The organism is Rhodopseudomonas rhenobacensis (assembly GCF_014203125.1).
Lineage (GTDB): Bacteria > Pseudomonadota > Alphaproteobacteria > Rhizobiales > Xanthobacteraceae > Rhodopseudomonas_A > Rhodopseudomonas_A rhenobacensis.
Map to the genome: position 1 here is coordinate 32,873 of NZ_JACHIH010000005.1, position 13,106 is coordinate 45,978.

Here is a 13,106-nt window from a genome sequence, read left to right on the forward strand (position 1 = left end):
ACTGACCGCGTTCTCGTCGATTTGGATTTTCCAGAGGCTTGATATGACATCGACCGCTCCCCGTCGCCGCATCTCGGTGACCACCTCGATCGTACTGTTCGGGCTGGTGACGGCCGTCGGACTCGCCGCCATCCTCGCCGTCAGCGAGGTCGGCAACAAGCAGGTCCGCGTCGGCGGTCCGCTGTACTCCCAGATCAAGCTCGGCAACGACCTGGTCGCCGACATTCTGCCGCCGCCGGAATACGTCATCGAATCCTTCCTCGAAGCGACGCTGGCGCTGCACGACCCCGCCAACTTGACGGCGCATCGGCAGCGCTTGATCAAACTGCATCACGAATACGACGAGCGCCACGCGGTCTGGCTCGGCTCCGCCCTCGAGCCCACGCTGAAGCGGAAACTGACGCAGAGCTCCGACGCCGAGGTGCGCAAGTTCTGGGCGGCGCTGGAAAACGATCTGTTGCCGGCGCTGCAGAAGCAGGATCGCGCCGCCGCCGACAAGGCCTACGGGCAGGTGGCCGCGGCCTACACCGCGCATCGCGCGATCGTCGACGACATCGTCACGGCGGCCAACGACGGCAATGCGGCGCTGGAAGCCGTGGCGGCCGATCAGGTCGCGACGGTGAAGGCATGGGTCTGGAGCGTCTCAGCCATCGTGGTGCTGATCATCGCGCTGGGAATCTTCGGCATTGCGCTGGGCGTGATCCGGCCGGTGGTGCGGATGACCGCGGCGATGCAGAAGATCGCCGGCGGCGCGTGTGACATCGTCATTCCGGGCCTCGCACGAGGCGACGAGATCGGCAGCATGGCCAATGCCATCGGCATGATCCGCGACAACGCCGAGCGCAAGGCGCGCGCCGAGGTCGAAGCGCGGGCGCAACTCGACCAGGAAGCTGCGGCGCGGCGCAAGCAGGACCTCGACCGGCTCGCCGATCATTTCGAAGGCGCCATCGGCAACATCATCGAGACGGTGTCGGCGGCCTCGACGCAGCTCGAAGCCGAAGCCAGGCGGCTGACGCAGACCGCCGACAGCACCCAGCAGCTGTCGGTGTCGGTCGCGGCGGCGTCGGGCGAAGCTTCAGCCAATGTGCAGTCGGTCGCCTCCGCGACCAATCAGATGGCGTCGTCGGTCAACGAGATCAGCCGCGAGGTGCAGGAGTCCGCACGGATCGCCAATGACGCGGTGGACCAGGCGCGCAAGACCAACGACCGGGTCGGCGAATTGGCCAATGCCGCCGCCCGGATCGGCGATGTCGTCGAGCTGATCAACACCATCGCCGGGCAGACCAATCTGCTGGCATTGAATGCGACGATCGAAGCCGCCCGCGCGGGCGACGCCGGGCGCGGCTTCGCGGTGGTGGCCTCCGAGGTCAAGGCCCTGGCGGAGCAGACCGCGAAAGCCACCGGCGAGATCGGCCAGCAGGTCACCGGGATCCAGGCCGCGACCCAGGAGTCGGTGCACGCCATCAACGAGATAAGCGACACCATCGGGCGGATGTCGGAAATCTCCTCGACCATCGCCTCGGCAGTGGAGCAGCAGGGCGCCGCGACCGAGGAAATCTCCCGCAACGTGCAGCACGCCGCCGACGGCACCAGCAAGGTGAGTGCGAACATCTACGACATGCAGCGCGGCGCCGCCGAAACCGGCTCGGTGTCCTCGCAGGTGCTGGCGGCGGCGCAGTCGCTGTCGCGCGACAGCGGCCAGCTCAAGGCCGAGGTGAGCAGGTTCCTGGAGACGGTGCGGGCCGCGTGAGCGGCGACCGGCGGCGGTTGCGGAAGATCTGCGACCGCCGAAGCCGCCGGCCGCGCGCGAGGCCCGCTTCGTTCAGGCCGCGCTCGACAGGTCGGTGTCAGGCCCGCAGGGCAACGCCAGCTCCACCCGGTTGCGGCCGTTCAGCTTGGCCTGGTAGAGCGCGGCGTCGGCGCGGGCGACCAGGACTTCCGGCGTGTCGCCGTCGCGATATTCGGTGACGCCGAAACTGCAGGTGACGCTTCCGACCTGATCGAACACGATCTGTGCGACCGCCGTGCGCAGCTTCTCCGCGACCACACAGGCATCGTGGCAGTCCGAGCCGGTGAGCAGGATCGCGAATTCCTCGCCGCCCCAGCGCGCCAGCATGTCGGTCTCCCGAAGATGGCTGGAAATCGCATCCGACAATCCGACCAGGACGCGATCCCCGGCCGGGTGGCCGTGGACGTCGTTGACATCCTTGAACCGGTCGACGTCGTACATCACCAGCGAGAACGGCATTTCATAGCGTTTCGCCCGCGCGATTTCGCTGACCAGCGCCTGGTCGAATTTCAGTCTGTTGTAGAGCCCGGTCAGCCGATCGGTGGTGGCCAACACCGCCAGGCGCGTCGCCCGCTCGCGCATTTCCGCCGCGGCGTCGTCATCGACGGCCTTCTTGGCGATCAGTGTCAGTTTGAAGAACTGCAGCGCGTCCGCCATCGTGCCGATTTCATTGTTTTCACCGCGGTGCGGCACCACGACGTCGAGGTGCCCGGCAGCCAGCTCACGCATCGGAGTGACGATCGAGGTGATCGAGCGGCTGACATCCCGGACGATGTAGACGCCGACGGCGGTGCCGATCAGAACCGTGATTCCCAGAATGATCGCCAGCGATCTCACCGCCGATCGATAGGTCTCGGCAGCCTCTTTTCCGGCGGCGTCGCCCTGCCGGTTGTTGAGCTCGATGCTCTTTTTCAGGATCTCATCGACCCGCGTTCCGATGGGACTGACGGTGTTGATGTTGAGATCGCGCGCCTCCTGAGAGGCAATGCCGCGGCTGTTGCGGGACAAAGCCAGCACCTGCCGCACGCCTTGGAGATAAGCTTCCCAGACTTGCCCCCACTCGGCATAAAGCGCGCGCTCTGCTGGGAGGGTGACCAGTTTTTCATAGCGCCTGCGGATCTCGTCGTTGCTCCTGAGATTGTCCTCCAGCAGCATTTCCATGACCTGCTTGGCTTCCGCGGTGTCCGAGAGCAGATGCTGTCGGACGATGGTACGGCGGGCGATCACGTTGGCACGCAGTTCGCCCAGCGCATCCACGCTTGGCAGCCATTCGCTTTGAATGGCCGCAGCATCGGCGTTGATCGCCTTCATCTTCACCACGCCGAGCACGCCGAGGCCGGTCATGGCAATGATCAGGAACGCGATCACCGCGGTGATCTTGTTGCGGATGGAGAGCTGGCTGAGAGGCATCGCGGTTGTTCTCGGCGGTCGGCCCGGGTCGCGGGGGAAGGGAGAGCAATCTGCAGCGCGACAGCGGGTGGTGCTGCGCCAATCCGTGTCTGCCGGCGGCTGCGCTCAACGGGCGCTGCAAGCCTGCGCCTGCAGGCGCCATCGGCGTTTACACAGTTACTTGCGAACTACCAGACGGCGGCCTTACAAGCCGTTAATTTCCCGCCCGGTTGTAATACTAGGAATCACCCGGGGCCGCGCTGCGCCGATGGCCTCGCCATGAACAATTTGTCACTGTAGGCGGTGAAGCAAACCGCGTACAACCGGGCGTTCAATTGTGTTCGAGATCTTTGCCTGTGACCGCATTCAGTAAACTGATCCGCACCACCGCGTTTCGGCTGACGCTGGTCTATCTGTTTCTGTTCGCGCTGTTCGCGGCCTCGCTGCTGGCCTATTTCGCCTGGAACACGCACCGGCTGATCACCGACCAGATCACCACCACGGTGAACGGCGAGATGGAGGAGATCAGCGACATCTTCTCCCGCCGCGGCTTGCGCGGGCTGGTGTTCACCATCGAGAACCGCGCGCTGCGGCCGGGCGCCAATCTCTATCTCATCACCACGCCGAACGGGCAGGCGGTGGCCGGCAATGTCGGTCAATTGGCGCCCGGCGTGATGGCAACCACCGGCTGGTCGGAAACCTTCTATCGCAGGCTCGACGATTCCGACGCGCCGCATCATCGCGCGCTGGTCCGGGTCGCGGAACTGAGCGGCGGCTTCCGGCTGTTGATCGGCCGCGATCTCGAGGAACGCCGCCGGCTGTTCGGCGTGGTCGCCAATGCGGCGCAATGGTCGGTGCTGATCGTGATCGTGCTCGGGCTCGGCGGCGGGGTGTTCGTGGCGCGCCGGGTGCTGCGCCGGATCGACGCGATGACCGGCACCACCCAGCGCATCATGGCCGGCGATCTCTCCGGCCGGTTGCCGGTCGGCCGCAGCGGCGACGAACTCGACCGGCTGGCGGAGAACCTCAACGCCATGCTGGAGCGGATCGAGGCTTTGATGATGGGGCTGAAGGAAGTCTCCGACAACATCGCCCACGACCTGAAGACGCCGCTGACCCGGCTGCGCAACCGCGCCGAGGAGGCGCTGGCGAAATCGCATAACGAGGCCGAATACCGCGCCGCGTTGGAACGCACCATCGAGGAGTCCGATGGGCTGATCCGCACCTTCAACGCGCTGTTGATGATCGCGCGCGCGGAATCCGGCCAGGCGCGCGGCGACATGGCGGATTTCGACGCCGCCGAAATCGCCAAAGGTATCCATGAATTGTACGAGCCCTTGGCCGAGGACAACGGTCTCACCCTCAAGGTCGATGCGGCCCCGGCTCCTCTGCACGGCAACCGTGAGTTGATCAGTCGGGCGCTCGCCAACCTGGTGGAGAACGCCATCAAATATGGCCGGCCGCCACCCGAGCCGCAGCCGCTTGGCGCCGATACGGTGCCACCCAGCGGCGAGATTGTGATCGAGGCCCGCCGCGACGGCGATCAGGTGCTGCTCGGCGTCACCGACCGCGGCCCGGGCATTCCGGAGTCGGACCGCAAGCACGCGGTGCAGCGCTTCGTCCGGCTGGAGGCCAGCCGCACCCAGCCGGGGTCGGGATTGGGGCTGAGCCTGGCCTCTGCGGTCGCCACGCTGCATGGCGGCGAGCTGCGGCTCGGCGATGCCGACCCGGGATTGCGCGCAACGCTTGCAATTCCCGCGCGCGCGGGTGATGGACTTGCCGTTCCAACCCACACTCCAGAACAGACAACGGCATGACCCTTTCCGCGACCGACGCGGACCATATCGAGCTGGCGGGCCGTTTTGCAGCAGGGCCGCGTCTGTTCGCGCCCGAAGAGGCATCGCGGCGGTTCGCCGGCTGGCTCGGCGATCTCGACGCCGCGCAGGCCGAGGCGATCGCGGCGATCACCGCGCGCTGTCCCAAAGCCGAGGTGCTGCTGCAATCGATCGCCGAGGCCTCGCCCTATCTGTTCGATCTGATCCGCTTCGACCCGGCGCGGCTGATCCGGCTGCTGCGCTGCGATCCGGACCGCAGGCTCGCCGAGCTGATCGAGACAAGCAGCCGCGACGTTGCCGCCGCCGCCAGCGAGGCCGAGGCGATGCGGACGCTGCGCCGCATGAAAGCCGAGGCGGCGCTGTTGATCGCGCTGTGCGACATCGGCGACGTCTGGCCGGTGATGCGGGTCACCCAGGCGCTGACCGATCTGGCGGTGGCCTCGGTGCAATGCGCGCTGCGGTTTCTGCTGCGCCAGGAGGCCGGCCGCGGCCGCTTGCTGCCGCCCTGCGACGATCGCCCCGAAGAGGGCAGCGGGTTGGTGGTGCTGGCGATGGGCAAGATGGGCGCCGGCGAGCTGAACTATTCCAGCGACATCGATCTGATCGTGTTCTTCGACCTCGCGGCGCCGACGCTCGCGCCCGACGTCGCGCCGCAGCCGTTCTTCGTGCGCGTCACCCAGGGGCTGTCGCGGATGCTGAACAGCCGCACCGCCGACGGCTATGTGTTCCGCGTCGACCTGCGGCTGCGTCCCGATCCGGCGTCGACGGCGGTGGCGATTTCCACCGCCTCGGCGCTCGACTATTACGAGCGCGAGGGCCGCACCTGGGAGCGCGCCGCGATGATCAAGGCGCGGCCCTGCGCTGGCGACGCCGCGGCCGGCGAGGCGCTGCTCGGCGAGATCGCGCCGTTCGTCTGGCGCAAACATCTCGACTTCGCGGCACTCGCCGACGTCCACGACATGAAGCGGCAGATGCAGACCTTCCGCGGCCAGACCGACATCGCGGTCGAAGGCCACAACGTCAAGGTCGGCCGCGGCGGCATTCGCGAGATCGAATTCTTCGCCCAGACCCAGCAACTGATCGCCGGCGGCCGGCACCGCGAATTGCGGGTGCGGCCGACGCTGCAAGCCCTCGAGATCCTGGCGACCTCCAACTGGATCACCTATCAGGCGCGCGACGAACTCACCGTTGCTTACCAGTTCCTGCGCCGCGTCGAGCATCGGCTGCAGATGATCGCCGACGAACAGACCCACGCGCTGCCCGAGGACGTCGCGGCGGTGGAGCGTTTCGCGCGGTTTCTCGGCTTCGACAGCCGTGCCGCCTTCGCCGAGCAACTGCTCGGCTATCTGAATTGCGTGCAGGGCCATTACAGCAAGCTGTTCGAAGCCGGCGACCCCACCGACGAAGCGACGCTGCCGCCGGTCGACTACGGCGCCGGCCCCGACGATCAGCGGCTCGCCGAACATCTGGTGGCGCTCGGCTTCAAGAAGCCGGCGATGATCGCCGAGACGCTGCGGCAATGGATGGCGGCGGAGTACCGCGTGCTGCGGGTGGACTCGACGCGGCGCGCTTTCCTCGAATTCGTGCCGACCCTCATCGTCGGACTTTCCCGCGCCGAAGAGCCCGACAACGCCGTGACCGCGTTCGACCGCTTGCTGCAGGCGCTGCACCGCGGCGGCCGGCTGGTGTCGCTGCTCAGCCAGAACAAGGAATTAGTAGCGCTGGTGGCGCTGGTGCTCGGCGCCGCGCCCCGGCTCGGCGACATGGTGGCGCGGCAGCCGCAGATCATGGACGGGCTGATCGATCCGCGGTTCTTCGGCGCGATGCCGGACCAGCGCGAATTGTCGATGCGGCTGCAGGCGACGCTGGCGGACGCCGGCTCCTATGAAGAGTTTCTCGATCGCTTAAGGATGTTCGGCCAGGAGAGCCTGTTCCTGATCGGCACGCGGATTCTCTCCGGCACGGTGTCGACGCAGCAGGCTAGCATCGCCTTTGCAGCGGTCGCCGAGGGCATCGTCGCCACGGTGCATGGATTGGTCAGCGATCAGTTCGCCACGCAATACGGCCGCGTCAAGGGCCAGGAAACCGCGATCCTGGCGATGGGCCGGCTCGGCAGCCGGGAGATGACGGCGTCGTCGGATCTTGACCTGATCCTGATCTATGATTTCGATGCCGAGGAGCCGGATTCCGACGGCGCGCGCTCACTGCACGGCTCGCAATATTTCGCCCGTTTCACCCAGCGGCTGATCAGCGCCTTCACCACGCGGACCAATTACGGCGTGCTGTACGACGTCGACATGCGGCTGCGGCCGTCGGGCCGCGCCGGCCCGGTGGCGTCGCGGCTCGACGCCTTCGCCGACTATCAGCAGAACGAAGCCTGGACCTGGGAGCACATGGCGCTGACCCGGGCGCGGGTGATCTCGGCCTCGCCGGCGTTTCGTGAGAAAATCGAAGGCATCATCCGCGAAGTGTTGACGCGTCCGCGCGACGCCACCGAGATCGCCAACGACGTCGCCGAGATGCGCCGCGCCATCGCCCAGGAGAAGGGCGAGGACGACATCTGGGATCTGAAATACGCATCCGGCGGCCTGGTCGATATCGACTTCATCGCGCAATATCTACAGCTGGTGCACGCCGCGCAGCATCCGGACATTCTCAACGTCGGCACGCTGCAGGTGCTGGACAATGCGGCGCGGCTCGGCCTGCTGCCGCAGTCCGAGGCTGAGATCCTGCGCAGCGCGGCGCGGCTCTACCACGACCTCACCCAGATCGTGCGGCTGTGCGTCAGCGAGAAATTCGCACCCGCCACCGCCGGCGAAGATTTGCTGCGCGTGCTGGTCCGCGCCGGCGACGCGCCGGATTTCTCGTCGCTGGAGGCGCGGGTGAAAGAGACTCAGGCCGAGGTGCGGGCGGTGTTTGTGAAGCTGCTGCAGGGGCAAGGTTAGCAGATTTTCTTGTTGGACGCGTCCAACAAACAGCGAGATGTCATTCCGGGGCGCGAGCACTTGCCAGCGAACCCGGAATCTGCAGCTCGCTGATGAGTCCGCCGCGTGTTGCGAGATTCCGGGTTCGCTCGAGCTATCGCTCTCGCGCCCCGGAATGACGGCCCGGTCTTGCGATGAACTCAATCAGAAATTGGAGAGGCGTCAGGCGGCGGCGGAGATCTTTTCGGCGGCCTTGCTGGCGTCGCGCGGCAGCGCGACGCGGACCACGGTGCCGACGCCGAGCTGCGAGCGCAGCCGCATCGATCCGCCATGCAGATTGGTCAGCGATTTGGCGATCGCCAGCCCCAGGCCTGAGCCGTGATAGGTCTTGGTCAGCTGGCTCTCGACCTGTTCGAACGGTTGGCCCAACCGATGCAGCGATTGCTGCGCGATGCCGATGCCGGTGTCGGCGATCAACAGCACGATGGAGTCCTCGAACACCCGGCCGCGCACCGTGACCCGGCCGCCGTCCGGCGTGAACTTCACCGCGTTGGACAACAGGTTGACCAGGATCTGCTTGATGGCGCGGCGGTCGGCCAGCACCGGGATGTCGCTGTCGATATCGGCCCGCAGCATCAGCTGCTTGTTGTCGGCGCGGCCCGACACCACCCGCAGCGATTCCGACAGCGTCGCGGCGAGATCGAACGCCTCGAGATCGAGCTTCATGCGGCCGGCTTCGATCTTCGACATGTCGAGGATGTCGTTGATGACCTCGAGCAGATAGTGCCCGCTGGTCAGGATGTCGTGGCAGTATTCCTGATACTTCTCCGAACCGAGCGAGCCGAACATGCCGCTGCCCATGATTTCGGAGAAGCCGATGATGGCGTTGAGCGGCGTGCGCAATTCGTGGCTCATATTGGCCAGGAACTTGGACTTGGTCTGGTTGGCGTCCTCGGCGCGGTTCTTTTCTTCGGAATATTTCTGCGCCAGGTCGACCAGCTCGACGGCCTGTTTCTCCAGCATCGCCTGCGAACGCTTGAGGTCGACCACGGTGGCGCGCAGCCGCAGATCGTTCTCGACCAGCTTCTGCTCGTGTTCCTTGATCCGCGTGATGTCGGTGCCGACCGCGACGTAGCCGCCGTCCTTGGTGCGGCGCTCGCTGATGTGCAGCCAACTGCCGTTGTCGAGCTGCGCCTCGAAGGTGCGGGCGCCGGGCGGGCAGTGGCCGGCTTCGGGCAGCCGAGTGCGGGCTTCCGGCATGGTGCCGACCTCGACCACGGTCTCGTAGGAGGTGCCGGGCGTCACCGCGGAATCCGGCAGTTTATGCAGGCGCTGGAAGTGCGAATTGCACAGCACCAGCCGGTTCTCCGCGTCCCACAGCACGAAGGCTTCGGGAATGGTCTCGATGGCGTCGCGCAGCCGCAGATCGGCTTCCACGGTGCGTTCGGCGAGGCTCTTGTGTTCGGTGATGTCGACCGCGATGCCGATCAAATGCAGCCCGGCGTCGCTGCCGTCGCGGCTCAGTTCGCAGCGCACCCGCAGCCAGATCCAATGGCCGTTGGCGTGCTGCATCCGGAAGGTGTGATCGATCTGGGTGATGGTGCCGGTGATCAGCTGATTGGCGATCGCGAACAAATCGATGTCGTCGGACTTCACCAGCGCGTTGACCTCGCCGAAGGTCAACAGGTCGCTGCGGCTTTCCAGCCCGAGCATGGTGAACATCGATTGCGACCAGAAGATTCTGCCGCGCGACAGATCCCAGTCCCACAGCCCGCAGCGGCCGCGGTTCAGCGCGGTGTCGATCCGGCCGCGCACCGCGTCGTTGATCAGGTCGCCCTCGCGCGCCCTGGTCGACTGCCAGTGAAAGGCGAAGCCGAGGATCAGCACCACGAAGCCGGTGGTGGCGGACAGCGTCATCGACAGCGCGGTGTCCGAGCGCCAGATCGGCTCGATGTTTTCCTGAATGATCACCACCTGTCCCGGCAGTGAGCGGATGATGCGCTGGGTCGCGGTCGCAGTACGGCCATCGGGCAGGGTGATGTCGGTGACGCCGGCCTGCGACGTCGATGCGGCGAGCGGTTGCGCCGCGCTCAGCACGTCGAGGATCCGGGTGGAGTCGCGGACCGCGGCATCGGCCGGCAGCCGCGCCAGAATGCCCTGATCGGTGCCGACCACGATGATGTGGCGGCCGGCAGAGATTCCCCAGGCCGGGACCAGGCCGGGCAGCAGGTTCTGCAGTCGGGTCAGGGCGGGCGCGCGGTCCTGCCGATTGGCGGCGATGCGGTCGATGCGCTCGGCGAGCAGATCGGCCAGCGCCGCGAGGTCGCGGTTCATCGCCGTGCGCTTCTGCCGGGTCTGATCGATGATCTGCACCGAGGCGCCGAAGCAGATGGTGATCAGGAAGGCGATGATCAGGGTGGGGACGGCACGGCGGAGCGCGGGCTCCGCGGTCAGCAGCCGGTGATAGGCCGGTTTTGCGATCGACTGCGCCAATCCCTTGATGGAATCGGATTGCGCGCAGGCGCTCGCCGCTTGTGCGCGCGCCATTCTTTTGGCCCCCAACATATGCTTGAACTTGACCCCGTTCGAGTGGCTGCGGCCGCTTCGAATCGAGGCGATTTGAATCCAGTTTTGGGGGGCTGTCGAGAGTCAACGAATCGTTAATCGAAATAAATCTTCTCCAGCGTAGATTTGTCGCTGGTGATGCTACGCGGTGTGAGTCCGAAACGGGAACGTGTCGCGACGTTATGACGTCAATCGACGTTCGGCGGTTCGGCGTGGCTGATCACGCGCTTCACGCTGGGGAATTCGCGGCGCAGGCTGCGCTCGATTTCGTCGACGTGCTCGTGCACTGCGATCACGCTCATCGCCGCGGCGGCGTGGCAATGGAAATTCACCACTTCGCCGGCCTCGGTGTCGCGCACCCGCACATTGTGGATGTCGTTGATCGCGCCGTCGCCGGCAAACCCAATCAGCGCCTGGCGAATTTCTTCGACCCGGGCGGCGGGGGCGTCGGCGCCGTGCGGCAGTTCCGGCTCCAGCGGCTCGATATGGGTGTCGACCTCGACGTCGCTACCGAATTCGTCGACGATGTGACGTTCCAGCTGGTGGGCGATGTCGTGAGCCTCGACCAGCGGCATGTTGCCGTCGACCTCGAGGTCGATCGACACCGTCAGCTTTTCGCCGAGGTCGTGCACCGTGACGTGGTGGATCGCGAGGCCGGAATTGCGCGCGATCACCATGATGCGTTCGCGCACGCTCTCATTGTCGCGCGCCACCGGAACCGCGGTGAAGGTGAGGTCGGCGTCGTCGAGCGCGCCGGTGACCGCGGCCTGCGCCTTGCGCTTGATCTGTTCGATGCGGTCGATCGGAAAGGTGCGCGGCACCTGGACGATGGCGTCGATGAAATAGGTCGGCCCCACCATCCGCGCGCGCAGCCGCTCGATGCCGACCACGCCGGCAACGCCGCTGATCGCCTCGCTCGCTTTTTCGGACACCCCGTCCGGCGCGCGGTCGAGCAGGGTCTGGATGGTGGAGCGCCCGAGCCGCAACCCCAGCACCGAAATCATCACCGCGACGCCGATGGCGGCCCCGGCATCGCCCCAGGCGAAGCCAAGCCCCGACAGCGCCAGCCCGACGATCACCGCGAACGAGCCGAGCACGTCGGACGCGAAATGCAGCGCGTCGGCGGCCAGCGCCTGGCTCTTGGTCGCGACCGCGGTCTGATGCAGCGCGCGGGCGCGCCACAGATTGACCACGATATCCAACGCCAGCACCACGAACGGGATCGCCGACAGCACCGGCGGCGGCGCGCCCTCGCTTAAACGGCTGTACGCTTCGACCAGGATGCCGCCGGCCAGCACGTAAAGCATCGCGATGACGCCGAGCGCCGACAGGCTCTCGATCTTGCCGTGGCCGTAATGATGGCCTTCGTCGGCGGGGCGGTCCGACACCCGCACCACCACCCAGGTGATCAGCGTCGCCACCAGATCGACCGAGCTGTGCAACGCTTCGGAAATCAACGCCAAACTGCCGATCGCGATTCCGACCACGAATTTGGCCGCAGCCATCGAGGCGCTGGCTAACACCGAGATGGCGGCGACGCGGGCTTTGATGCTGGCGACGGACTGGCTCATGCGGCGGGGTTTAGCAGGACGCACCCGACTATTAAAGCCGCGCGGAGATCTCCGGCGCGGGCCTCGGCGGCAGACTGAGAACCGTTCCGAGTTGAAACGCGCGACGTGACATCAGCGTGTCACGAGCCTGCGGCTCTCGCCGTCGGAGCGTCACCACGATCTTGCCGCGGTGCGCGCATTGCAGACATAGGCTTGCATGGACCGTCGCAGGATTCAGAGTGCGGCGTCTAGCGATGGAATTCGTTGCCGAGTTCGCCGATCCCTTCGATCGCGATGATCACGCTGTTGACCGGCTCCTTCATCACCCCGACGCCCACCGAGGTGCCGCAGCAGATCAGGTCGCCGGGCAATAACGTCATGTCGTGCGAGATCAGGCTGACCAGTTGCTGCGGGCTGAAGATCATGTCGGACACCGGATAGTTCTGCCGCTCGGCGCCGTTCAGGATGGTGCGCACGCTGAGCCCGGCGGGGTCGAGGCCGGTCTTGATCGCAGGCCCGAACGGACCGAAGCCGTCGAAGCTTTTGGCGCGCGACCATTGCGGAAAGGTCGGATCGCGGTTGAGGATGTCGGCGGCGGTGATGTCGTTGACGCAGGTGTAGCCGAAAATGTGCTCGTCGGCCTCGGCCACGGAAATGGCGCTGCAGCGCTTGCCGATCACGATTCCGAGTTCGCCCTCATACACCACCTTGCCGGCATAGCATTTTGGCTGTGCCACCCGCGCGCCCGGCGCGATGACGCTCGACGGGGCTTTGAGAAAATACAGCGGCTCGGCCGGCTCCGGCTGGTTCAGCTTGGCGGCGAGCGCATGGAAGTTGTTCCACAGCCCGATGATCTTCGACGGCTCGCACGGCGCCAGCAGTTCGACCTCGGCGTGCGGCAGCGTCTGGCCGGTCGGCACCGCCTCGCCGAACATCTCGCCGCTGTGCACGCTGATGACGGAGTGCTCGATGGTGCCGAAGCCGATCGTGTCGTTGTGGCGATAGCGAACCCATTTGGTCACGGTGGCGCTCCGTTCTCGTTTTCTATTCTATG

The 13,106-nt window shown here is 66.1% G+C and carries 7 protein-coding genes; 3 read left to right on the forward strand and 4 right to left on the reverse strand.

All coding sequences use genetic code 11. The annotated features are described in order from the left end of the window. Positions 1–43: 43 nt before the first annotated feature. Positions 44–1,750: a methyl-accepting chemotaxis protein gene (locus HNR60_RS06515; protein WP_184255587.1), complete on the forward strand. Its 1,707-nt coding sequence runs from the start codon at positions 44–46 to the stop codon at positions 1,748–1,750. Between the two features lie 72 nt (positions 1,751–1,822). Here HNR60_RS06515 and HNR60_RS06520 read toward each other — a convergent pair whose 3' ends face one another. Then, complete coding sequence (locus HNR60_RS06520; protein WP_184255599.1) at positions 1,823–3,199, reverse strand: diguanylate cyclase; 1,377 nt, start codon at positions 3,197–3,199, stop codon at positions 1,823–1,825. A 335-nt stretch (positions 3,200–3,534) separates the two neighbouring features. Between HNR60_RS06520 and HNR60_RS06525 the strand changes: the two genes are divergently transcribed. Both HNR60_RS06525 and HNR60_RS06530 read left to right on the forward strand, forming a co-directional pair. After that, entirely contained in the window at positions 3,535–4,995 is a 1,461-nt protein-coding gene (locus tag HNR60_RS06525; protein WP_184255601.1) for an ATP-binding protein, read from the forward strand. Continuing rightward, the gene (locus tag HNR60_RS06530) at positions 4,992–7,958 is read left to right on the forward strand and encodes a bifunctional [glutamine synthetase] adenylyltransferase/[glutamine synthetase]-adenylyl-L-tyrosine phosphorylase (RefSeq protein ID WP_184255603.1); all 2,967 of its coding nucleotides are present in this window, start codon (positions 4,992–4,994) and stop codon (positions 7,956–7,958) included. Before HNR60_RS06525 ends, HNR60_RS06530 begins: the two co-directional genes overlap by 4 nt. A gap of 201 nt (positions 7,959–8,159) precedes the next feature. Here the strand turns inward: HNR60_RS06530 and HNR60_RS06535 are convergent, their stop codons facing one another. The 3 genes from HNR60_RS06535 to HNR60_RS06545 form a co-directional block, all read right to left on the reverse strand. Next, positions 8,160–10,484 carry a PAS domain-containing sensor histidine kinase gene (locus HNR60_RS06535; protein WP_184255605.1) on the reverse strand — a complete coding sequence of 775 codons (2,325 nt, stop codon included), beginning with the start codon at positions 10,482–10,484 and terminating at the stop codon, positions 8,160–8,162. A gap of 206 nt (positions 10,485–10,690) precedes the next feature. Continuing rightward, positions 10,691–12,073: a cation diffusion facilitator family transporter gene (locus HNR60_RS06540; RefSeq protein WP_184255607.1), complete on the reverse strand. Its 1,383-nt coding sequence runs from the start codon at positions 12,071–12,073 to the stop codon at positions 10,691–10,693. A 227-nt stretch (positions 12,074–12,300) separates the two neighbouring features. Continuing rightward, the gene (locus tag HNR60_RS06545) at positions 12,301–13,074 is read right to left on the reverse strand and encodes a fumarylacetoacetate hydrolase family protein (protein ID WP_184255609.1); all 774 of its coding nucleotides are present in this window, start codon (positions 13,072–13,074) and stop codon (positions 12,301–12,303) included. Positions 13,075–13,106 lie beyond the last annotated feature (32 nt).